This window comes from Arthrobacter sp. lap29 (genome assembly GCF_032458965.1).
Lineage (GTDB): Bacteria > Actinomycetota > Actinomycetes > Actinomycetales > Micrococcaceae > Specibacter > Specibacter psychrochitiniphilus.
The window spans coordinates 19,543-40,063 of the sequence record NZ_JAUCEK010000013.1 but is presented as its reverse complement, the minus strand read 5'-3'; the positions used below and the strand labels follow the sequence as shown (position 1 = coordinate 40,063).

Sequence of the window (20,521 nt, the reverse complement as noted above, 5' to 3'; positions counted from 1 at the left end):
CTAGAATACTTCTCATGCCCTCCACATTTACTGCTGTCAGCTATGGCCAAACGCTCTCCCCCAAGACTCTGGCCTCGGTCAAAACAATCCTGGCCGAGCACGGCTACACCGTTGCCGTGGAACGCATGGAAAGCCATTCCGGATTCGAAGCTGCCATTTTTGAGCTGGGCGCACTCGAACCCAGTGGCACCACTGAGGCCCAAGGAGCGGCACGTATTGCCCGTCTGCGCGCAGCTCTCGCGGAAGCCTCACAGGAAGGCATCAGCACCGCCATCGTGCCTGATTCGCTGCGGGCGGCGAAACGCAAGTTCATCATCATGGACGTAGATTCGACTCTGATTCAGCAGGAAGTCATTGAGCTGCTAGCAGCCCATGCCGGGACGGAGGCGGAGGTTACCCGTGTCACGGAAGCTGCCATGCGGGGAGAGCTGGACTTTGAGCAGAGCCTGCACCACCGGGTTGCCACTCTCGCCGGACTGCCCGAAAGCGTTCTGGCCGATGTGGGCCAAAAGATCAAACTCTCAGTCGGTGCGCAACGGCTGGTGACCGAGGCGAAGGCTGCAGGGCATGTGGTGTGTGCAGTATCCGGGGGCTTCTCCCAAATTTTGACACCTCTGGCCGAAAGCTTGGGCTTGGATCACGCCCTGGCCAACGATCTGGAAATTGTTGACGGATACTTGACCGGGAAGGTCAGCGGGGCCGTGGTGGACCGAGCAGCCAAGGCCGTTCAACTCCGGGCGTGGAGTGCAGAAGCGACCATCCCCGGACAGGCCACCATGGCCATTGGCGACGGCGCCAATGACCTGGACATGATGGCAGCAGCCGCTCTGGGCGTGGCTTTTAACGCCAAGCCCGCCGTGCGCGCCGCGGCCGATGCCCAAATCAACATCGCCAACCTAGATGTTGCACTGGTCCTGGCCAACATCTAAAACCAAGCAATAGTTCATCAAGCAGACGGTTCCGGCCCAACATAGTTCCGGCGCCACAACAGCAGCGGCCCCCCGGTTTTCGCCGGAGGACCGCTGCTGTTTTTTGTTCTCGAGCCTGAAATAGGCTCCGCTGCTACTTGAAGTAGTCTGCGCCGCCCACGTATTCCGTGTGACCCGAGGGGACATCGGCCGTGGCCATGGCAGCGATCTCAGCCGCAAATTCGGCAACTGTGTACAGCCTGCCGGCTTCCGCGCGTCGTGCTTCGATGGCACCCGGGTTGGCACGGTCCAGCAAAGTTGCTGTCACGGTGCCTTCAATCATGTCCCCCGAGACAACTACCAAAGAGATGTCTTCCGCAGCCAAGTTAGGAATGAAGGCACGCAAGGCGTCTTCTCCGGCACGCTTGCTCTTGGCCACCGGCTCATATTCGGCCATGGTGGGGACAGTTTCAATGAAGTGCGCCTGGTGGCTTGTGACAAATACCACGCGAGATCCGGCGGGAAGTACCGGCATGGCCGCGTTGAGCAGGTTGACCTGCGCGTCGCGGTTGAGCTGCAGAGCGTAGTTTTCCGCCATACCGGCTTCCATGCCGCCTGAGGCGTTCAAGACCACCAGATCCAGTGAACCGAAGTTCTCCAAGGCCGCACTGACAAGAGCCTGCACCCCTTCCTGGGTGGTGAGGTCAGCGCCAACGGCCACGGCCCGTCCCCCTGCCTCCACAATCTGGGCAACTACCTTGTTGGCGCGCGGCGCTTTCTGGCGGTAGTTGACCACAACGGCTGCACCCTCAGCAGCCAGGAACTTGGCTACATCAGCGCCTACGCCCCGTGAAGATCCGGTGACAATGGCTGTCTTTCCATCGAGCTTTCCCATGCAAGTTTTCCTTTTTTCTCATGTTTCTCTGCCTTGCGCCGGCTGCTGTCTTTCGCTCCCGCGCAGGCTTACTCTTGTCGAATCTTAGCGTTGCCCTAACGTACTACCGAGTACGTGCCAAGCATGTGCGAACAGTGTGCGGCTCAAGCAGCCCGTACTGCTGAGCAGACCGTGCCGCTCAAGCAGCCCATCACGTTGAGCAGGCTGTGCCTGTTCAGCCGGGTCGGGCACGCGCCGTCGGGCTTTAGTGGCCCATGCCCAATCCGCCGTCAACAGGGATGACTGCCCCGGAGATGTAGGCCGCCTCGTCGCTGGAAATCCAGCGGACCACATCGGCCACTTCCTCGGCCGAGGCGAAGCGGCCTGCAGGGATGGTGGATAGGTACTGCTTTTGGGTTTCTTCGGGCAGCGCCGCCGTCATATCGGTGCTGATGAAACCGGGGGCCACCACGTTAGCCGTGATCCCGCGTGAACCTAGCTCCCGGGTCAGTGAGCGGGCAATGCCCACCAGGCCGGCCTTGGACGCGGCGTAGTTGATCTGGCCAGGAGAGCCGTAAAGCCCTACCACGGATGAAATCAACACCACACGGCCCTTGCGCATCCGGATCATGCCCTTGGAGGCACGCTTGATCACACGGAACGCACCGGTCAGGTTCGTGTCCACCACAGAGGTGAAATCATCTTCACTCATGCGCATCAAGAGCGTGTCCTTCGTGATGCCAGCATTGGCAACGAGCACCTCAACGGGACCATGGGCGGCTTCTACTTCCGTGAATGCAGCGTCGATCGACGCAGCGTCAGTAACATCCGCCTGGACACCCAGGATGCCCTCGGGTAGTTCCGAAGCGCTACGGAAGGTCACAGCCACCTTGTCGCCATTGGCCAGAAATGCCTTCGCGATGGCCAGACCAATTCCCCTGTTGCCACCCGTGACCAAAACACTGCGAGCCTGCTTTTGCGCGCCTACCGATGCACTCATATATTCCTCCTGAAAGTAAATGATGTGGAAGTTTCACCCTAGTTAAGGAATCCTACGTGAAAGCCGCGGCGGTACCCACTCGAGCTTTTGGTTGTGCACGGCGGCAGTGAGAGAATAAAGAGGTCCCTTGGAGTGTGATGAAAGAACAATCAGCTACACCGAAATTCGGTGCACGCCGGCGCAGCAAGTCCCGCCGCGGCGAACCCAGCACCCCTGTTCAAGCCATTACGAACGCAGCCATCGCCCATAGCGAAGACATGCGTCACAGAATGATTCAGTACTCATTGACCATGGGCATCCGTATGGTCTGCCTGGTTCTTATTTTCGTTTTTGACGGCTGGTTCAAGATCGTCCCCATTGTTGGCGCCGTGGTGCTGCCCTGGGTTGCTGTCATGCTCGCCAATGGTGGAGCGGACACCGTCCACCAGGAAACTGTGGAACTGCTCGATGAGGCTCCCCTCTATGCCGTGACGGACGCAGAGTTCACCACGGACGGCACCGACTCCTCCTCTGAAGGCATCCTCCAGGGTGAGATCGTCCCCGACGACGCGGACACTGACGTAACTGAGCCGGACGCAACAGTCCCCGTCGAGGCCACGCCGGATGAAACCACGTCCGATGAAATGGGAGGCCAGGGACCTTGAATATCTTTGACATGCTGGGCGGGGAAGAACAGCCTGAATCGCCTGTGGTGCAAACACCGATTTGTTCCCGCAAGGGCTGCCGCGCCTCTGCTACCACGCAGTTGCTCTGGAACAATCCCAAGATACACACAGAGGAGCGCCGTAAGATCTGGTTGGCCTGCGCCGATCACACGGCTTGGCTAGAGGATTATCTCCAGAGCCGCTTGCTGTGGAAAGAAACACTGCCCCTCTCCCCCACTGCCCTTGAGCCCTAAGGATTCCACCTAGTTCATGAAGACGTACAAGTTTCTGTTGACCAGTAGGTGGTTGGGCTACTTCGCCATGGCGGTGGTCTTTGCCATCGCCTGTGTGGCTCTTGGTAACTGGCAGATGAATCGACGCAACGCTGTGGTTGAGAACATTCACAAGATTCAGCAAAATTATGCGGGTGCAGTGGTGGACTATGCCAATATTGCCGCTAATTTTGATCAGCTGGATCCTGCCAAGGAGTGGACTCAGGTCCGGTTGAAGGGGACTTACCAGAACTCGGACCAGCGGATAGTGCGCAACCGCCCCCTGAATGGCGCTCCGGGTTATGAAGTGTTGGTGCCGTTGACACTCGAGAATGGCGATACGGTCATCGTGGACCGTGGCTGGTTGCCCATTGGTAACAACGAGGCCGGCCATCCGGACACTGTTCCGCAACCGAAACCGGGAGTTGTTGAGGTCATTGCCCGGCTCAAACCTGCCGAGCCCAAACTGGACCGTGGCGCCCCGGAAGGGCAGTTGGCATCGATTGACCTCAAGGAGTATGCCGGGCAGGTGGGGTATCCCATCAAGACTGGTTCCTACGGCCAGCTTGCGAGTGAATCCCCCGCAGCCGCGATTAACCCCGTCGCCTTCCCTGCCCCGTCCATCGACGAAGGCTCACACCTAAGCTACGCCTTGCAGTGGATAGCTTTCGGCATCCTGGCCTTTATCGGCTTCGGCTACGCGGCGCGCATGCAACGCCGTAACGATGACTTCGATGCGTTGGAAGCCGCAGAATCCGGTGTGCCCGTTGAGGAGCTTTACGGCCGCGGTTCAGCGTTCCACCCGCGACGCCACGTCAAGGTGCGCAAACCCGGTGCCAAGCCCAGCGCTGAGGAAGCCGAAGACGCACTCCTGGATGCCCAGGGCTTCTAGCACCTTGACCAACCCCGGTTCCGGCCTAGGCTAAGAAGCGTGAATGTGTTCCTGCAAAGCGATGCCGCTGCCGAACTGTCCGATCCTGTGGTGGAAAATGTCCGCCGCGCCCTGACAGAGGCTGGGCTCCGCGACACTGTCTTGCTCGTGCCGGATTCCGTCGCCACTGCAGCCACCGCTGCAGCAGTCCTAGGTTGCGAGGTGGGCGCCATCGCCAATAGCCTCATCTTTGAATGTGGCGGGGCACCCCTGCTGATCATGGCCAGCGGTGCTGCCAAGGTTGACACGAAAAAGGTGGCCCGTGAAAACGGGCTCTCCAAGATCAACCGTGCGGGCCCGGACTTTGTGCTCGAGCACGCAGGCCAGCCGGTGGGCGGTGTTGCGCCTCTCGGGCACCCGCAGCAACTGCGCTGCCTCCTCGACACCGAACTACGGCAGTACCCCGTGCTTTGGGCTGGGGCCGGCAGCCATCAGGCCATGCTCTCGCTCAGCTATGACCAGCTTCTGAGAATCACAGGGGCAAAAGAAACTGCCGTGCGCTAAACCAAGCACACGGCAGTTTCTGCACAGCCGGAACGCTGCGCGGTGGGAACTAGTACGGCGGAAATTATGCCAGCGTGATGAGGTCCAGGTAGTCCTGGTTCCAGAGGTCTTCATCACCATCGGGCAGGAGCACCACACGCTCGGGATCAAGAGCTGCGACAGCGCCTTCATCGTGACTGACAAGTACCACTGCACCCGTGTAGTTCTTCAGTGCGCCAAGAATTTCGGCGCGGCTGGCCGGGTCCAAGTTGTTCGTGGGCTCATCGAGCAGCAGCACGTTGGCGCTGGATGCCACGATGGTAGCCAACGCTAGGCGGGTCTTCTCGCCACCGGAGAGCACACCTGCAGGCTTGTTGACGTCATCACCGGAGAACAGGAATGAGCCAAGGATGCCACGCACCTCGGCATCGTTCATGTCACCGGCGGCAGAGCGCATGTTTTCCAGAACAGTCCGTGTCACGTCCAGGGTGTCGTGCTCCTGCGCGTAGTAGCCAACTTTCAAGCCATGACCGGCAATAATTTCACCCGTATCCGGCTTGGCCACACCTGCCAGCATGCGCAGCAGTGTTGTCTTTCCGGCACCGTTGAGACCCAGAATGACCACTTTGGATCCTCTGTCGATGGCGAGGCTGACATCCGTGAAAATTTCCAGTGAGCCGTATGACTTGCTCAGACCCTCAGCCATCAGCGGGGTCTTGCCACAGGGTGAAGGATCGGGGAAGCGCAGCGCCGCCACCTTGTCCTGAGCTCGCACGTCTTCTAGCCCCGCTAGCAGCCGCTCGGCCCGCTTAGCCATATTCTGTGCGGCCACAGCCTTGGTAGCCTTGGCGCGCATCTTGTTGGCCTGCTCCATGAGGACGCCAGCCTTCTTTTCAGCGTTAGCGCGCTCCCGGCGTCGGGCCCGCTCATCCGTTTCACGCTGGGCAAGGTACTTCTTCCAGCCAAGGTTGTACTGGTCGATCGTGGCACGGTTGGCGTCAAGATGATAGACCTTGTTGACGGTGGCTTCTAGCAGTTCGGTGTCGTGACTGATCACAATCAGCCCGCCCTGGTGGCTCTTGAGGAAGTCACGCAACCAGGCGATCGAGTCGGCATCCAAGTGGTTGGTGGGCTCATCCAGGAGCATGGTCTGGGCGCCGGAGAACAGGATCCTAGCCAATTCCACACGACGGCGCTGACCACCGGAGAGTGTCTTCAACGGCTGGTTCAAGATACGTTCGGGCAGGGCCAGGTTTGAGGAGATCGCAGCAGCCTCGGCTTCGGCAGCGTAACCGCCACCGGCGAGGAACTCCACCTCCAGACGGTCATAGCGGCGCATGGCCTTGTCACGAATGCTGGTGTCATCGCTGGCCATGTCAGCTTCAGCTTTACGCAGCTTCGTAATGACCTTGTCCAAGTCACGGGCGGAGAGAATTCTATCCCGTGCCAGCTGCTCCATGTCAGGGGTACGCGGATCCTGCGGCAGGTAACCAATTTCACCGGAACGGGTGACCTTGCCACCGGCCGGAAGACCTTCCCCGGCCAGGACACGGGTCAACGTGGTTTTGCCGGCGCCATTGCGCCCCACCAGCCCAACCTTGTCACCTTTGTCGATGCGGAATGACACTTCGCCCATGAGCAACCGCGCTCCTGCGCGTAACTCAAGGTCTTGGACCGTAATCAACGTAGTAACCTTTCAAAGAATGGGTAGGTGCCGAACACGCCACCCGCGAGCATAATTTGCTTGCCATGGCGTTGGACAACCTCCTTAGTCTAACGACGTTCAGGCACTACGAGAATCCCTCCACGAAGAAAGCACGCAGAATGCATCAAACATCACGCAAAGTCACACCAGCAAAAGCACCAGCAAAGGACGAAGATATCCTCCCCATTGCCCTCCCACGGCGGCGCTGGGGTGCCATGGATCTCTCGCTCATCGCCGTCTTTGCCGCCCTCATGGCAGCCTCCATCGCCGTCCCCGGCATCAATGTGGGCCCTTTGGGCGTGGCCATTACCTTGCAAACCCTGGTGGTGGCCCTGTGCGGATTGGTGCTTGGCTTAGGCCGCGGCACAGCAGCCGTAGGCCTGTACGTGCTGCTGGGCTTGATAGGTCTGCCCATCTTCAGCGGTTTCCGTGCCGGCCCGGCCGTCTTGGCCAGCCCCTCAGCCGGCTACATTGTGGGATTCATCTTCGGGGCTGCCGTGATTGGCCTGCTCGCCACCTGGGCTGTGCGTAGCCGGTGGCGCCCCGCCGCACTGTTTATGGCGGCCATGGCCGGCACCGTAGTTATTCACATCAGTGGCATTGCGGGCTTTGTTTTCAAGGGCATGAGCGTCCCGGCCGCCATTGCAGCGGATCTGATTTATCTTCCCGGAGATGTCCTAAAAAATGTTCTCGCCGTGGTGATTGCGCTGAGCCTGCACAGAGCCTTCCCCGACCTCCTGGTCCGCCGCCAACGGTGAGCGCCTCCTCAAACTCTGGCAGTGTTTCAAGCAGAGGCGGCGCCCCAAGCCAAGGCGGCGCCCCAAGCCAAGGCGGCGCCCCAAGCCAAGGCATAGTCTTAGCTGACGCTGGGCTGACCCTTGCCCCGGATGATCCTCGCACCCAAGTGGCAAAACAGATACTGGCGCCGCTGACCTTGGAGCTCACCGAAAAACGCATTGCCATTATTGGCGCCAACGGCTCTGGGAAATCAACCCTGCTCCGCTTGCTCAACGGCCTTGTTCTGCCATCCTCGGGAACAGTTCATGTCCAGGGGCGCAATACACGCAGCGAAGCGTCTGCTGTTCGGCGCAGTGTTGGCTTCGTCTTCACTGACCCCTTGTCACAGCTGGTCATGCCTACCCCACAGGAGGACCTTGAGCTCTCCTTGCGCCGGCAAAAACTGAGCAAAAAACAGCGGCAGGAGAAGGCCCTGGACATCCTGGCCAGCTACGGTCTTGACCATCTTGCACAGAGCAGTATTTACGAACTCTCTGGTGGCGAACGCCAACTGACGGCGCTGGCCACGGTGCTGGCCGTTGACCCCAGCATCCTAGTCCTGGACGAGCCCTCCACTCTGCTGGATCTGCGTAATACCCAGCTCCTTATGCAACGCCTGAGCACCCTGGACCAACAGATCATCATGTCAACGCATGATCTTGTCCTGGCCGCCACCTTTGAACGAGTCCTGGTCATCGAGGCAGGCCAGGTGGCGTTCGACGGCGCACCCCAGGAAGCCATTGCGGCGTACCGCGAGATGGCAAGCTAGTGCGCGGGCACGCCTTCATGGTGGCCGGGTACGTCCGTGGCTCCTCCGTGATCCACCGCATGCCCCTCGCCGCCAAAGCTGTTCTGCTCTTGGCGGTGGCGGTACTGTGCTTGGCCTCGCCGATGATCTCAACCCTGGTGGGTGCGTGGATTACCACGGCAACGCTGGTGGCTGTCACGGCCGCGCACTTTGTGGCGGGTTTGTCCTGGCAACGACTGTGGCGTGCCATCCGGATGATGCTGGTGTTCCTGGTACTCATTGGCGGATATCAGTGGTGGCAACACGGGCCTGTGGTGGCGTGGCAGGTTGTTGCGGCCATTGTGGCCACCGTCCTGGCCTCCAACATTCTCACCGCCACCACGCCCGTGGACGAACTTCTTGACGGGCTCTCGGCACTGGTCCAGCCCTTGCAGCGTTTTGGCGCCGATCCCGAACGCTTTTCCCTCACGGTGGCCCTGATGCTGCGCAGCATACCGTTTGTCATTGGTGCCTTTGCCGACGTGCGCGACGCAGCCCGGGCCCGCGGCCTGGAGCGCAACTTACTGGCCCGTTCACTGCCCGTGGTGATTGCCACCGTGGCCTACGCACGGGCCACCGGAGAAGCCCTGGCGGCCCGCGGCCTCGGCGATCCCGAACCCTTTGACGTTGCACCCCACACCCCTGGGCTCCCCGCCAGCGAGCACAACTCCCTCAAGCCCAACACAGGCAAGCCCAACACACTCAAGCACGACGGCGAATCCCTCCCCTAGCGCTACTGGCGCAAGCGGGCGTGATGAGCGCAAACCCAGTGTTGCAGCCGTAGCCCTAGCGTTGTGGACGCAAATCCACAGTTTGGAAGTGGGCAGCCAGCCCCATCCCCCCTGCCATGCTGAGCATCGCGAAGGCGTCCTGACCGGCGGCCGCCCCAGCCTGGGACCCGGTCTGCAGCGCAGGCTGGGACCTGGCCTCCGGGGTTTGTTGGGACGTTGCCTGCACTTGAGCGAGCAGCCGCGTTACAAGGACAGCCCCGGAGGCGCCGTACGGATGCCCCAAAGCCAACGCACCGCCGTCGTGGTTGAACAGCACCGGGTCCAGATCCAGCAGGTCCGCCACGGCAAGTACTTGGGCGGCAAAGGCCTCGTTGAACTCCACGCGGGAATGGCGCACCTGTTCGATCCCCAGACCAGTACTGGCAAGAAGAAGCTCCATGGCGCGGGCCGCACCCACTCCCAATAGATTCGGATCATTGCCGGCAACGGCACTTGCCCGAAACGCCAACCCCACACTGGCACCAGTATCTGTATCTCCCGCTGCCACGAGTGTCCTGGCATGCTCCAGCGAGGTGACAACAGCCACTGCAGCCCCATCACTGAACGGGCACGAGTTACCGGCTGTGACGCTTCCGCCCGCAACAAAAGCCGGTGGGAAGCGTGCCATGAGCCTCGCGTTGAGGTTGCCACGGATGCCTTGATCCGCAGCAAGGTCCGCGAAGGGCACAAGTTCGCTGGCGAAGGCGGCGTTGCGCTGGGCAGCGAGTGCTCGTGTGTGACTTTCCATGGCGTAGGCGTCTTGCCGTGCACGGGTGATGCCATAGTGGCGGGCCACATTTTCCGCAGCCACACCGGCATCCGGATCCCCTGTTGCCAGCGGGGCGAATTGGGCGCGGTCATAGAACTCCAAGGCGCCCTCTGCGTTCCTATGCGCCCTGGCGGGAGCGGTACTGATACTTTCCACGCCGCCGGCAAGATACAGCTCACCCGCTCCGGCTTGGATCAGACGGCAGGCCAAAATGATCGCTTCCAAACCGGATCCGCACTGCCGGTCAACGCTCAACCCCGGCACACTCTCGGCCAGCCCGGCAGTCAGGGCTGCCAGCCGCGCAACGTTTCCTCCACCACCGGTGGCATTGCCCAAGATGACATCGTTGATGGCCAGCGGGTTGATCCCGGATTCCATCACGAGGTGGCTGATCACCGCTGCGGCGAGATCATGTGCCCTGTGATTCTTATAGGCTCCCCCGGCCTTGGCGTTAGGCAACCGCCTAGCCAGCAGCACCACAGGAGTTCTCCGTGGATCATTGTGTATTCCATCATGTCCGGCGTCTGGCACGGGGGTCTCCTTCTACAATCCATTGGGCCAAGCGCACCCTACTGATCTTGGCGCTGCCTGTCAGCGGTAACTCACCCAGCTCATAGAAATGCAAGGGGCGGTGGCTTGCCGGTAATGAAGCGGCAGCCGCACGCAGAGACGGGAGAATCCCAGCGCTGGCATGGCCCTGTGCTTGCCTCGCTGGATAAAAAGCGGCCACCACCCTTTGCCCCCGGACGGTGTCCGGAATGCCCACCACGAGAATTTGCGCCCCTGAATCAACCCCGCTGCGCAAGGCCTGTTCCACCGCATGCGGATAAACGTTGTTGCCGGCGGTGATGATCATATCGCTGGCCCGCCCGGCTAGGTGGAGGAAACCCTCCGGGTCGATGCTGCCACGGTCGTGCACCGTGTGCCAGCCGTTGTCTCCCAATGCACGGAAGGCGAGCCCGTCATCACCCCAGGCGTAGCCTTGGGCGATATAGGGGCTCTTGACACTGACCAGTCCCTCCTTCCCGGCCGGAACTTCCCCACCGTCCTCGCCGCGGATGCTCAGCTGAACCCCAGGAAAGGGCAGGCCCACCCCACCGCTAGTTACGGCACCGCCGTCAGTGCTTGAAGTGCCGGGAGGCTGTGTGGCTTCGAGAGCTTGCAGTGGAGAAGCGGTGACAAAACCGAGCTCGGCGGCGCCGTAGTACTGCTGGATTCTAGCGTTGGGAGCCCACGTCCGTGCCAGCTCTATGACTTCTGGAGAGAGTGCCGAACCGGCACAGAGAATGTGTTGGAGCATTCCCCCGTCCGCACCGGTTGCTAGTGCGCGCCGCACTATGATGTCCAGCACTGCTGGCACCAGCACGAGCCGGTTGACCGCGTGGTCCGTGATGGCTTCTATGGCAGCATCGGCGCTGAACTGTGGGAGGACAACAAGGGTTCCGCCGGTGAACAGAGACTCGCCCAGCGCATAGAGGTTCATGCTTGCAGACAGCGGCCCCGGAGCCAAGGTGCGCGTTGAATCTGAGAGACAAAAGTACCGGGAGCTTTCTTCAAATGATTCCCGCCAGGATGCCGCGTTGCGGAGGAAACCCTTGGGGATGTTACTGGTCCCCGAGGATAGGCCTAGCAGGAAAGGTCGCTCACCGGAGCCGATGTGCCCGGCCCAGGTCAGTGCCAGCTCACGGAGCTGGTGCTGGTGCGTTTGCGGCCATCCGGCGTCGAGCACCATAGCGGTGCGCCCCTGAAAGACAGCGGCGCAAAACTGCACCACCAGCTCTGCACCGGTGGGCTCATTGATGACAGAAATCCCCTGCCGTCCTGGCTGTGGTTGGCTCTGGAGGCTGGCCAGCAACTGGGAATAGCTCATGGATTGCGCCCCGGCAATCACTGCCGGGTGGTCTGGCCGTTGCGTGGCCCACTGCTTGAGCTGGTCTTTGAAAGGCATTTCCTATTATCCTAGGGCGAAAATTCACTCAGCTCTCCTTTATGCCGCTGGACTGTGCCTATCATGGGCACAGAGTTGATCGGCCCTGCTCTTTCGATATGTAGGCGGTGGCGTGATGGTTGTTAGTGGCGAAGTTCCTCGCTCCTCAGCCTTGGGTCATCATGCGCACAGCATCCTTTTCACTGGACGGGTGCCGCTAGGTGTGGATCAGGGTACGCAGCCCGGGTATTTCTCCGATCTGAACCTGGATCAGGTGGTGGCAGCTGTGACCGGCAAAGACCGGTACAGGCTGGGACCTTTCTTCTACCGTCCGTTGCGGGACGTTGATGCGGTGCGCTACCGGCAGGGTGTGTTTGAGGATTTGGAGCGCCGCGAGGTACGCGAGCTGGTGTCAGCGTTCGAGTCCCAGACACTGGTGGCGGACTTCACATACCGCACCCAAGAGATGGCGACGGAGCATCAGGATTACTCTCACTACCACCGGGCGCTGTGGTTCCTCAACGCCGTTGAAAAGTACTGCCAGAGTGTAATGACCTTCTCGGAGGGCCTGCAAACGGTAGGCGTGGGCTCTTTGGGCCTGCTCGGGCTGTCCGACCACCTCCAAAAGTATCTGGCCTCGGCGGCTTTTACCTTGATGCTCTCGGAATCACGGAAACTAAAGGAAGCACTGGATTCCGTGGAGTACGCAATCTTAGTGAAGGGTGACAAGGTCACAGTGGGCCGCTTCGAAGACCAGGCAAATTACAGCGATCAGGTCACTGGAACATTCGAGCGTTTCCAGCAGGGAGCACAGAGCGATTACCGCGACACACGCCCGGACTGGAAGGAAGAAGACTTCGCCAACCTGAATATCTTGGGCATGGTTGCCAAGCTGTATCCAGAATTGTTCGCCGCACTTGATACCTTCTGCCAGCAGCACCATGACTACATGGATGAGACTGTGGCCCTTGCCGACCGCGAATTCCAGTTCTACCTAAGCTACCTGAAATACATTCGCCCGCTGCGCAAGGCCGGGCTCAACTTCAGCTACCCCCGTGTTTCACTCATAAACAAGGCCGAGCAGGTTCTGGATACCTTCGATCTTGCGTTAGCCGCCCAAATGATCGGCCAGGGTAATACGGTGGTCGCCAGCGACATCACTCTCAGTGGGCCTGAACGCATTCTGGTCATCTCCGGTCCCAATAACGGTGGCAAAACCACCTTGGCCCGAACCATTGGCCAGTTGCATCATTTGGCGCGGATTGGCTGCCCTGTTCCGGGGAGGGAGGTGCGTCTGTTCTTGTGTGATCAGATCTTCACCCATTTCGAAAAGGAAGAGGATCTCGCCACCCTGGCAGGCAAGCTACAGGATGAACTGAACCGGCTGCACGCCGATCTGGCCTTGGCTACGCCGGCAAGCCTGATGGTACTGAATGAGGTGTTCAACTCCACCACGGTGGCCGATGCCGTCTATCTGAGTAGCAAAATCCTGCAGCGGGTTACCGAGCTGGACGCGCTGGGAGTGTGCGTCACTTTCCTTGACGAACTCTCCACCCTGAACCACAAGACTGTCAGCATGGTCAGCCAAGTAGATCCCCATGACCCGGCCATCCGCACACACAAAGTTATCCGCATCAAAGCAAACGGGCGAGCCTACGCCCATGCCATTGCGGATAAATACGGGTTGACCTACGAGAGAATAACAGCCAACCGTGGCACCGAGGCAGGGTCATCATGAAGGCCCTGCTGATGTTCAAGGACCAAGACTTTCAGATAGACGCTGACCTTTTGGAATCCTTGGAAAGGCCTTATGCCCGCCGCCAAGGCCGCGTGGATGAGCCACCCCTCGGTCAGCAAGACCTGATTTCCGATCTCGAACTGGAGACCCTCTGGCATGCGATGGCACTTGATGACCCAGTGATCTATGTTGCGGCCCGTTCCGCCATGCTCACCGGCCTGAGCAATGTGGAGGCGATCCGCTACCGCCAAGCGATACTTACTGATGTGCTGGCACAGCCTGAGCTAGTCCGCGAGTTTTACAAACTGGCGGTGCAGGCCATCGTGGAGGAGCGGAAAATATTCCACAACAATTTCTTCATGACGCACAACAGCTCCTCCCTGCTTCATACCTCGATCACCAGAGCCGAAACATTCCTTCCCTTGCTCAGCCGGTTGCGGACACTCACCGAAGAGAATGCCAACCTGTTTAACTCTGAAGGGTTTACCCGATTCTTCGAAACTGTCCGCCGTGAGTTGGACGAGGACTACTTCGATGAGATGCGCCAGCACCTGCGCTACCTTCGATTCAACGACGGTGTTCTGATGAGTGCCAGCCTTGGCACAGGCGGTCAAGGCATAGAGTACGTTCTGCGATCCCCGCAGCCAGACAACCGCCGCTTCCGGTTACGGCACTCTATGCTTGGCAAGCCCACCTACAGCTACACCGTGGCACCACGTGATGAAGCCGGAGGAGAAGCACTGGGCCGGCTTCGGGACCGCGGAGTGAATCTTGCTGCGAACGCACTAGGACAATCCACAGACCATATCCTCAACTTCTTCACCTCCCTACGCAACGAACTCGGCTTCTACCTGGGATCCCTAAACCTCCACGAGCAACTCTCGGCCAAAGGCGAACCGGAATGCCTACCCGATCCCCACCCGCTGGGACGTAACGTTTGGAGCGCGCAAGCCTTATTCGATCCGTGCCTCTCGCTGCGTGTGCGCGGGCGGGTGCAAGGCAACGAGCTCAGAGCAGAAAACAAACCGCTGCTGATCATTACAGGCGCCAACCAGGGCGGGAAATCAACGTTGCTGCGCAGCCTTGGTCTGGCACAAATCATGATGCAAGCGGGCATGGCTGCCCCCGCTGAATCATTTTCTGCCACAGTCACCACTGGTGTGTTCACGCACTACAAGCGTGAGGAGGACGCCACCATGACAAGTGGGAAATTCGACGAAGAGTTGGCACGGATGAGCTCCCTCGTCCCGGCGATGGCTCCTGGCGCCATGCTTCTGTGCAACGAGTCATTCGCCGCCACTAATGAGAGGGAAGCTTCCGAGATTGCGGACGGTTTTATTCACGCCATGAGGGACATCGATATCAAGATGGTGTTTGTCACCCACCTCTACACCCTTGCCCACCGCTACCACCAGGAGCATACGGACACCACCGTATTCCTCCGTGCCGAACGCGGCACGGACGGGCAACGACCCTTCCGGCTCATCCCCGCAGCACCGCTACCCACCAGCTACGGCAAGGACCTCTACCAGCGCACCTTTGCCGATACAGAGGGCGAAACTGGAGATGGAGATGGTGCTGGAAGGCGAACGGACCAACCCAACGACTGACTCTTTGGTGGGATGCTGAAAGTCTCGGCAGAACCGCTTTATTCCTCAGGCCGCTTCCGGATCCCTCCAGCGAAGATGAGCACGGCCCAGCCACCGAACTTGGGGTCGAAGCCGGCGCGGGCGGCGGTGCCTTCTTGCCACAACCGCTCGGCCTCGCTGAAGGCGGCCCGGCGAGCTGCCTTTTATTCGTTGACGGCATGGCTCGCCAGTCCACCGGAGTTGCCCCATTCCCTATTTGCCAGGAGCCGAGAATTTTTGAGAGGAAGTGTGTCAGCGCTCCCACTTCTGGTAGCGGTGTTCCCCTCGTTGCACGCGTTCCCAGAGCGTGCCAACAAAGGCAAAGACTCCATTTCCAGAATCGAAGGGTTCGAACTCTGTTTTCACTGACCAAAGATGCCCATCTGTTCCCTGAAACTCTGTTGCGAGATATTGGGCCTTGCCCTCGCCAAGCCTGACGTGTTCTGCCACCCGTCCTTGCGCAGCAGCAAGAAGGAACTCTCCCACAGAATCGGCATCAGCGGCCGTGGCCGGTAGCAGCCAGGTTCCATCGCCAACGGTAACCAGTATCCCGTCGTCGTTCGCGCTGCTGCGCGCCCAGCGAATGGCCGTGGCCTCCGTGTTGTGAGGCTCCGCGGTAACCGCTGACCTATTGGCTTCGCGAGTTATGCGGGCAACTGTGCCGTAGCTGTTCTGGGCATGATCGGCGAGAGCTTCCAGCACCACACCAACTCCGTCATGCATGCGTGCGTGGTTGAGTTCCTCAGCTATGGCCTCGAACTCAATCTGCCGCAGTGTTTCCTCCGGGGCATAGGGAGGCAGTTCGGCATCCTCAGCCACCTCAAAGACCACGCTGTACTGCTCAAAATCAGGCTCAGCAGGCTCGCCTACAGAAGAAATGGCACAGTCTTGTGGATGCTCGGTGGCCGGGGTGAAAGACCGTGGCTCCCCCGTGATGGGCAGGCTTGGATAGTTGATGCCCGTGATGGCAACAACCACACCTGTTACATCCCACTGAGGTACGTCTTCTGGGGTCTGTTCATGATGCTCCTCCTGGAACCGAGGAAGAGCATCCGCGTGCTTCTGTGCTGGATCCTCGGCCTGGAGCTTCCATGTCATGGGAGAACCTACCTGAAAAGGGGCCCCACAACAGCCTTGCTCCCACCCGGTGATGATCACTTCAATCTGCATAAACCCACCCTAGCGGGCACCAGTGCTGCGCCACAGAGCAACACCTCACCGCAGAAAAACTTCGAGCTCATGCAGACCAAAGCTTCATAGTGTTAGGGGTGCAGCATGACTTTGCCGGTGCGGCCAGGTGTGAAGTTTGCCTTGGCTGCAGTTTTGGCCTCGTCGAAGGAGTAGCTCGCTTCCACGGGAAGTGTCAGCACGCCACTGCTGATGTACCCGACCAGTTCACCTAACAGCGCACCGCGCTGTGGGGCAGGCATGGACGTGCTGACCTTGCTTCCCCAGAATCCGCGAACAGTTGCCTGTTTGAAAATGACATCTCCGGAGCCGATCTCCATGATGGGAGAGGCCATGGCGCCGAACACAACCAACGTGGCGTTCTCTGCCAGGAGCGAGAGGACTTCCCCGCTGGCACGTCCACCAACGGAATCAATACCAACTCCAAGGTGTGCATCGCCTGCGATGGCCCGCACTTGCGCGGGCCATTGGTCAGTGTCTGTGGCAACGATGTTGTTGATTCCCTGTGCGGCAAGCTCGGCAATGCCAGCACTGCGCCGGACAAGACCAATAACGTTGATCCCGCGGGCCTGGGCGAGTTGCGCTAGGAGGCGCCCTACGGTTCCATTGGCGGCGTTCTGCACAAACCAGTCGCCCGTGTTCAGCTTTAAGGAGTCTAGAAGGCTGATAGCGCTGAAGGGCATTGACACTAGTTGTGCAGCCACCTCGTCGGAAATACTGTCATCCACAGGAATGAGTGCCGCAGCCTGTGCGATGAATTGCTCGGCCCACACCCCAAAGGTGCCACCGGTGGCAACGCGTTGGCCAACCTTCAGCTCCGTGACCCCAGCCCCGATGGAGTCAATGACACCCACGGCTTCGGACCCGGCGCGCGCGGGAAGTTCAGGCTTAAACCCGTAGGTGCCGCGAATCGTCCATAGATCGTGGTTATGGATAGGTGATAGGAGCAGCCGGACCCGGACTTCGCCGTCGCCGGGTTCTGGGACGGGGACGTTCTCAACGGTGAGGACTTCCGAGGGATCGCCGAACGTAGTGTGCATTAGGGCGCGCATGATTCTCTCAATCGTGATTCTGTGTTGCTCCCGAGGAAGCGGTGATTTTTGATGGGTTGCTCTCCACGGTGATGTGAAGTGCAGCGTTGAAGTGTTGAAGGATTAGTCGTCAACGACGGTAACGGTGACCTCGATGTTGCCCCGGGTCGCATTGGAGTAGGGGCATACTTGGTGGGCGGCATCCACCAACGCTTGGGCGCTGTCCCGGTCAATCTCGGGGATTACAACCTCCAGCTCGACGGCGAGAACAAAGCCGCCCTCGCCATTGGGAAGAAGCTTCACGCGGCTCCCTACGGAGGTGTCTGAGATAGCAACTTTCTGGGTGCGTGCCACCATCTGCAGGGCCGAGTGGAAACATGCCGCATATCCGGCAGCGAACAGCTCTTCAGGGTTTGCGCCCTTTCCAGATCCGCCCATTTCCTTAGGGAGAGCCAAGTCCAGTTCCACCGTTCCGGAAGTTGTCCTGACGCGACCATTTCGGCCTGCGCCGGTGGAGAGGGCTTCAGCTGTGTAGAGGGGGTTCATTGCGTGGACCTTTCAGTGGGGTTCTCTCCAAGGGCGAGTGCGCTGGAGAGGCGTTGAGTCAGATCATGAAGTAGTGAAAGTGCAGCTTGTCCGTCAGCCTGAGTCAGGTGAATGGACTGGGCAATACAGCCTGGAATATGGGCCAGCTCTTCCCTCAGGCCGAGTCCAGAGTCAGTCAAGGACACAATGACAGCGCGTTCATCCGCAGCTGACCGCTCGCGCCTGAGAAGGCCGCGGGCTTCGAGTCTTTTAATCAGTGGAGATGCGGTGCCGGAGTCAAGCATGAGATGCTCGGCAACTTCCTTGACGGACAATGAACGGCGCGTCCACAGCAGGACTAAGACCAAGTACTGCGGGTAGGTCAGGCCCCAAGGCGCTAAAAGGGCAATGTAGCGGCGGTTGGTGGCTCGCGCTGCTGCGTACAGTGCGAAGCACACCATGCGGTCCAGAGGTTCAGAACTTGGCTCCATTGATTCTTCACTCTCACTCATATCTACAGTCTTGCACGTTAAAAGCTTGTGCACAAGTTACTTGTGCACAAGCTAAAATCGGGGCGGGTCATTTAGCAGAAGGTCCGCCCTTGCCTAAAGTCCAGTTCAACTCGTTCCAGTCATTGCGTTCCTAGCCTTATCAATCACCGCCAGAACGAGACTGCTGCAGCGGGGCTCATCAATAGACCACGGCAATCTTCTCTGGCTCCCGGAGTGCACTGACACAGTAGAAATCGCCGCTTCGGAGTCCTGAAGCGGCCGGTGAAGCACGGGTGCGTCCTGAGCCTGGATCGTCCGCAGTTTGACCTGGGGGCGCTCGACTCTCGACTTATGCGTGAAGATCGTGGTCATGCGGCTTGTTTGTCCGAGCTGCCAGCGCTTTGACCGTTTGCGGGTCCCCGGTGGGCCAGCAGTAACTAACCCGTCCGAGGACACCACCCAGCCAGCATGCTCCGGTAGGTGCTAAATGGGGTCTAGGCGGCGCTCGGTCTGGGTGCCGAGCTCCCCGATAAGATACGACCTTTGATTGACGGTCTGGACAACGGTGTCGAAGTCCACTTGCATTCAGAGCAGTTGGCTCCGCTGACGGCCCGGGCTGAACAAATCGGTAACCGACTGGTTGCCGGCTTGGACGTTCCGCCGCACATCGGGCAGCCGCTTGTTCCGCTCAGGACTTTGGCCTAGAACAAAGCGCAGCCCGCATACCGATGTCCAGGGAGGACCATAAACCTTTCCACTCCACGTTTCCGCAGTGCAATTTGAGCATCGCCACCGCTGCGGGTCTTTAGACTCTAGTGCCACCGGCGCCGTCCGTTTAGGCTCGATTCCATGATGAACAAACCAGCTGCCGCCCGCACGGAGGAACTACCCGTTCATGAGTGCTGGGCCCTACTTCGCGGAGTATCCGTGGGGCGTCTGGCCGTCTGGGTCACTGACCACCCAGATATTTTTCCCATCAACTTCACCGTTGACCATGGCACCATTGTCTTTCGCACCGGCGAAGGAACAAAGCTTGCCGCAGCCCAGCGTGATACGCCTGTAGCCCTTGAGGCCGACGGCGTCGACCCCGCCAGCGGCGTTGCGTGGAGTGTTGTTGTGAAAGGCAGTGCCGCGCTCATCAGTTCGACCCAGGATGTGTTGGATAGCTACTCTCTTATGCTCTTTCCCTGGCACTCCGGGCACAAGAATGCCTTTGTCCGCATTGTTCCAACTTTAGTCACAGGCCGTAAATTCAAGGTGATCGATCCAGCGCAGTGGTGGACCCCCCAAGCGAATGCCACCCACGCCTCAGCCGAATGAGAACCACCACATCAAGATTCACCTACACACGCATCTCCCTCTGAAAGACAGCAAAGCCATGGAACAAATAACCATCATTGGTAGCGGCAATATGGCCAGGTCCATCGCTGTACGGATGATCAGTGCCAGGCACTCCGTGCAGATTCTGGGACGCAACGGGGAAAAGACCCGCGAGCTCGTCGAGTTTCTCGGAGCCGGGGCTCAGGGTGGCGGGGAAGGCGCCGTCGTCGAAGGCGGCATCGTTTTCCTCGCTGTACCGTTTGCTGAGGCCAAGAAATCGGTGATCTTCTACGGTGATGCCCTGGCAGGACGTGTAGTGGTGGATATTTGCAACCCCGTTGACTTGGCCACCTTCGACAGCCTAGTGACCCCCGTGGGAACCTCAGCCGCCGAAGAAATCGCTCTTCACACCACTGCCGATGCGTTCGTGGTCAAGGCATTCAACACCTGTTTCGCGAAGCCGCTGGAGTTGGGATCGGTGGCCAGAGTGCCACTGGATGTCTTCATTGCTGGTGACTCGGAACAGGCCAAGCTCAAGGTCAGCTCCGTTGTTGCCGCGTCGGGGTTGCGGCCCATCGATGTTGGGCCGCTTCGCCGGGCGCGCGACCTGGAGGCCATGATGCTGTTGGTCATGGGCCTGCAAGTCAGCCCCGCCCATGAGAACTTCAACTGGGACACGTCCTTGAACCTCCTTCCCTAAAAGTTCCGAACTGCCTCGGCGGCACATATCGCAGCCCTAGCAGGGATCGATGA

21 protein-coding genes are annotated in these 20,521 nt (G+C 59.6%); 12 read left to right on the top strand and 9 right to left on the bottom strand.

The window, feature by feature from the left end; genetic code table 11:
- The first annotated feature begins 14 nt into the window (after positions 1-14).
- Positions 15-929 carry a phosphoserine phosphatase SerB gene (gene serB, locus RY113_RS17300; protein ID WP_315915635.1) on the top strand — a complete coding sequence of 305 codons (915 nt, stop codon included), beginning with the start codon at positions 15-17 and terminating at the stop codon, positions 927-929.
- A gap of 133 nt (positions 930-1,062) precedes the next feature.
- Here serB and RY113_RS17295 read toward each other — a convergent pair whose 3' ends face one another.
- Both RY113_RS17295 and RY113_RS17290 read right to left on the bottom strand, forming a co-directional pair.
- Positions 1,063-1,803 carry an SDR family oxidoreductase gene (locus tag RY113_RS17295; protein ID WP_110106201.1) on the bottom strand — a complete coding sequence of 247 codons (741 nt, stop codon included), beginning with the start codon at positions 1,801-1,803 and terminating at the stop codon, positions 1,063-1,065.
- 244 nt (positions 1,804-2,047) lie between these two features.
- Positions 2,048-2,782, bottom strand: coding sequence for a beta-ketoacyl-ACP reductase (locus RY113_RS17290; RefSeq protein WP_110106200.1), 735 nt, complete (start codon positions 2,780-2,782; stop codon positions 2,048-2,050).
- Positions 2,783-2,919: 137 nt separating this feature from the next.
- On the opposite strand from RY113_RS17290, the gene RY113_RS17285 reads away from it, so the two are divergent.
- From RY113_RS17285 to RY113_RS17270, 4 genes are read left to right on the top strand one after another with little or no spacing between them, the layout of a single operon-like run.
- Positions 2,920-3,426, top strand: coding sequence for a DUF3099 domain-containing protein (locus tag RY113_RS17285; RefSeq protein WP_315915634.1), 507 nt, complete (start codon positions 2,920-2,922; stop codon positions 3,424-3,426).
- On the top strand, positions 3,423-3,680 hold the full coding sequence (locus RY113_RS17280) for a hypothetical protein (RefSeq protein WP_373366682.1): 258 nt from the start codon (positions 3,423-3,425) through the stop codon (positions 3,678-3,680). The genes RY113_RS17285 and RY113_RS17280 overlap by 4 nt, the downstream gene beginning before the upstream one ends.
- A gap of 16 nt (positions 3,681-3,696) precedes the next feature.
- Positions 3,697-4,590 carry an SURF1 family protein gene (locus RY113_RS17275; protein ID WP_315915633.1) on the top strand — a complete coding sequence of 298 codons (894 nt, stop codon included), beginning with the start codon at positions 3,697-3,699 and terminating at the stop codon, positions 4,588-4,590.
- 39 nt (positions 4,591-4,629) lie between these two features.
- Entirely contained in the window at positions 4,630-5,133 is a 504-nt protein-coding gene (locus RY113_RS17270) for a YbaK/EbsC family protein (RefSeq protein ID WP_315915632.1), read from the top strand.
- A 64-nt stretch (positions 5,134-5,197) separates the two neighbouring features.
- Here RY113_RS17270 and RY113_RS17265 read toward each other — a convergent pair whose 3' ends face one another.
- Positions 5,198-6,796, bottom strand: coding sequence for an ABC-F family ATP-binding cassette domain-containing protein (locus RY113_RS17265; RefSeq protein ID WP_315915631.1), 1,599 nt, complete (start codon positions 6,794-6,796; stop codon positions 5,198-5,200).
- Between the two features lie 140 nt (positions 6,797-6,936).
- Between RY113_RS17265 and RY113_RS17260 the strand changes: the two genes are divergently transcribed.
- The 3 genes from RY113_RS17260 to RY113_RS17250 all read left to right on the top strand — a co-directional run bounded on the left by RY113_RS17260 (position 6,937) and on the right by RY113_RS17250 (position 9,112).
- On the top strand, positions 6,937-7,575 hold the full coding sequence (locus RY113_RS17260; protein WP_110106195.1) for a biotin transporter BioY: 639 nt from the start codon (positions 6,937-6,939) through the stop codon (positions 7,573-7,575).
- Positions 7,576-7,721: 146 nt separating this feature from the next.
- Positions 7,722-8,363, top strand: a complete 642-nt coding sequence (locus RY113_RS17255) for an ABC transporter ATP-binding protein (protein ID WP_315915630.1) — start codon at positions 7,722-7,724, stop codon at positions 8,361-8,363.
- A complete protein-coding gene (locus RY113_RS17250; RefSeq protein ID WP_315915629.1) occupies positions 8,363-9,112 on the top strand; it encodes an energy-coupling factor transporter transmembrane component T in 750 nt (249 codons plus the stop codon). The genes RY113_RS17255 and RY113_RS17250 overlap by 1 nt, the downstream gene beginning before the upstream one ends.
- A gap of 55 nt (positions 9,113-9,167) precedes the next feature.
- On the opposite strand, the gene RY113_RS17245 is transcribed toward RY113_RS17250, so the two are convergent.
- Positions 9,168-10,451 (bottom strand): thiolase family protein, encoded by a 1,284-nt coding sequence (locus RY113_RS17245; RefSeq protein WP_315915628.1) that lies wholly within the window; start codon positions 10,449-10,451, stop codon positions 9,168-9,170.
- On the bottom strand, positions 10,432-11,868 hold the full coding sequence (locus tag RY113_RS17240) for a fatty acid--CoA ligase family protein (protein ID WP_315915627.1): 1,437 nt from the start codon (positions 11,866-11,868) through the stop codon (positions 10,432-10,434). The genes RY113_RS17245 and RY113_RS17240 overlap by 20 nt, the downstream gene beginning before the upstream one ends.
- 115 nt (positions 11,869-11,983) lie before the next feature.
- Between RY113_RS17240 and RY113_RS17235 the strand changes: the two genes are divergently transcribed.
- Both RY113_RS17235 and RY113_RS17230 read left to right on the top strand, forming a co-directional pair.
- On the top strand, positions 11,984-13,585 hold the full coding sequence (locus RY113_RS17235; protein ID WP_315915642.1) for a MutS-related protein: 1,602 nt from the start codon (positions 11,984-11,986) through the stop codon (positions 13,583-13,585).
- On the top strand, positions 13,582-15,195 hold the full coding sequence (locus tag RY113_RS17230; protein WP_315915626.1) for a MutS-related protein: 1,614 nt from the start codon (positions 13,582-13,584) through the stop codon (positions 15,193-15,195). Before RY113_RS17235 ends, RY113_RS17230 begins: the two co-directional genes overlap by 4 nt.
- A 270-nt stretch (positions 15,196-15,465) precedes the next feature.
- On the opposite strand, the gene RY113_RS17225 is transcribed toward RY113_RS17230, so the two are convergent.
- The 4 genes from RY113_RS17225 to RY113_RS17210 all read right to left on the bottom strand — a co-directional run bounded on the left by RY113_RS17225 (position 15,466) and on the right by RY113_RS17210 (position 18,469).
- The gene (locus RY113_RS17225) at positions 15,466-16,383 is read right to left on the bottom strand and encodes a DUF6578 domain-containing protein (RefSeq protein WP_315915625.1); all 918 of its coding nucleotides are present in this window, start codon (positions 16,381-16,383) and stop codon (positions 15,466-15,468) included.
- A gap of 92 nt (positions 16,384-16,475) precedes the next feature.
- Positions 16,476-17,453, bottom strand: a complete 978-nt coding sequence (locus tag RY113_RS17220) for a zinc-binding dehydrogenase (RefSeq protein ID WP_315915624.1) — start codon at positions 17,451-17,453, stop codon at positions 16,476-16,478.
- A gap of 102 nt (positions 17,454-17,555) precedes the next feature.
- Positions 17,556-17,978 (bottom strand): organic hydroperoxide resistance protein, encoded by a 423-nt coding sequence (locus RY113_RS17215; RefSeq protein WP_110106187.1) that lies wholly within the window; start codon positions 17,976-17,978, stop codon positions 17,556-17,558.
- Positions 17,975-18,469, bottom strand: a complete 495-nt coding sequence (locus tag RY113_RS17210; RefSeq protein ID WP_245932166.1) for a MarR family winged helix-turn-helix transcriptional regulator — start codon at positions 18,467-18,469, stop codon at positions 17,975-17,977. Before RY113_RS17210 ends, RY113_RS17215 begins: the two co-directional genes overlap by 4 nt.
- Positions 18,470-19,297: 828 nt before the next feature.
- Between RY113_RS17210 and RY113_RS17205 the strand changes: the two genes are divergently transcribed.
- Together RY113_RS17205 and RY113_RS17200 are read left to right on the top strand one after the other, a co-directional pair.
- Positions 19,298-19,768: a pyridoxamine 5'-phosphate oxidase family protein gene (locus RY113_RS17205; RefSeq protein ID WP_315915623.1), complete on the top strand. Its 471-nt coding sequence runs from the start codon at positions 19,298-19,300 to the stop codon at positions 19,766-19,768.
- 58 nt (positions 19,769-19,826) lie between these two features.
- Positions 19,827-20,468: an NAD(P)-binding domain-containing protein gene (locus tag RY113_RS17200; RefSeq protein WP_315915622.1), complete on the top strand. Its 642-nt coding sequence runs from the start codon at positions 19,827-19,829 to the stop codon at positions 20,466-20,468.
- Positions 20,469-20,521: the final 53 nt, after the last annotated feature.

Excerpts from the sequence above, each read along its gene's own strand:
- serB (WP_315915635.1), top strand. The coding sequence starts at position 15 with ATGCCCTCCACATTTACTGCTGTCAGCTATGGCCAAACGCTCTCCCCC.
- RY113_RS17295 (WP_110106201.1), bottom strand. The coding sequence starts at position 1,803 with ATGGGAAAGCTCGATGGAAAGACAGCCATTGTCACCGGATCTTCACGG.
- RY113_RS17290 (WP_110106200.1), bottom strand. The coding sequence starts at position 2,782 with ATGAGTGCATCGGTAGGCGCGCAAAAGCAGGCTCGCAGTGTTTTGGTC.
- RY113_RS17285 (WP_315915634.1), top strand. The coding sequence starts at position 2,920 with ATGAAAGAACAATCAGCTACACCGAAATTCGGTGCACGCCGGCGCAGC.
- RY113_RS17275 (WP_315915633.1), top strand. The coding sequence starts at position 3,697 with ATGAAGACGTACAAGTTTCTGTTGACCAGTAGGTGGTTGGGCTACTTC.
- RY113_RS17260 (WP_110106195.1), top strand. The coding sequence starts at position 6,937 with ATGCATCAAACATCACGCAAAGTCACACCAGCAAAAGCACCAGCAAAG.
- RY113_RS17240 (WP_315915627.1), bottom strand. The coding sequence starts at position 11,868 with ATGCCTTTCAAAGACCAGCTCAAGCAGTGGGCCACGCAACGGCCAGAC.
- RY113_RS17235 (WP_315915642.1), top strand. The coding sequence starts at position 11,984 with ATGGTTGTTAGTGGCGAAGTTCCTCGCTCCTCAGCCTTGGGTCATCAT.
- RY113_RS17230 (WP_315915626.1), top strand. The coding sequence starts at position 13,582 with ATGAAGGCCCTGCTGATGTTCAAGGACCAAGACTTTCAGATAGACGCT.
- RY113_RS17225 (WP_315915625.1), bottom strand. The coding sequence starts at position 16,383 with ATGCAGATTGAAGTGATCATCACCGGGTGGGAGCAAGGCTGTTGTGGG.
- RY113_RS17220 (WP_315915624.1), bottom strand. The coding sequence starts at position 17,453 with ATGCGCGCCCTAATGCACACTACGTTCGGCGATCCCTCGGAAGTCCTC.
- RY113_RS17215 (WP_110106187.1), bottom strand. The coding sequence starts at position 17,978 with ATGAACCCCCTCTACACAGCTGAAGCCCTCTCCACCGGCGCAGGCCGA.
- RY113_RS17210 (WP_245932166.1), bottom strand. The coding sequence starts at position 18,469 with ATGAGTGAGAGTGAAGAATCAATGGAGCCAAGTTCTGAACCTCTGGAC.
- RY113_RS17205 (WP_315915623.1), top strand. The coding sequence starts at position 19,298 with ATGATGAACAAACCAGCTGCCGCCCGCACGGAGGAACTACCCGTTCAT.
- RY113_RS17200 (WP_315915622.1), top strand. The coding sequence starts at position 19,827 with ATGGAACAAATAACCATCATTGGTAGCGGCAATATGGCCAGGTCCATC.